The sequence below is a fragment of the Rhizobium ecuadorense genome, assembly GCF_001187535.1.
In the GTDB taxonomy this organism is placed as follows: domain Bacteria; phylum Pseudomonadota; class Alphaproteobacteria; order Rhizobiales; family Rhizobiaceae; genus Rhizobium; species Rhizobium ecuadorense.
Genome location: NZ_LFIO01000129.1, coordinates 1 through 294 on the forward strand (window position 1 = coordinate 1; position 294 = coordinate 294).

Below are 294 nucleotides of genomic sequence, written 5' to 3' on the forward strand. Positions count from 1 at the left end.
GTTCTAAGTCACTCACAATGCTTGGCCCCGGAATAACGAGTTCCTTGCCCCAACCCGTAAAAGCTCCGTCGGCGATTAGTTCGGCTAAGAGGTCCCCCGAACTTAATGATAAATTTCCCCAATTGAATTTAGGCTTAACTGCGTACGGGACGAGATGAAGGCGGATTGCGTTCCGGCCTTTGTCGTCCTTGTCGGGCAGCGGAAGGAGCATGGTATCGAGTTCAGCAAATGCTGTCGTTCCTGCCCACCAAGACGTCTTTTTATCGGCTTGATAATGAGCGGAAAGCGATAATT

Annotated in this window: 1 pseudogene; it reads right to left on the reverse strand. The window is 50.3% G+C overall.

Features of this window, described 5'->3' with window-relative positions:
- Nucleotides 1–294: pseudogene (locus AF337_RS44110) on the reverse strand (hypothetical protein); the annotation flags it as partial.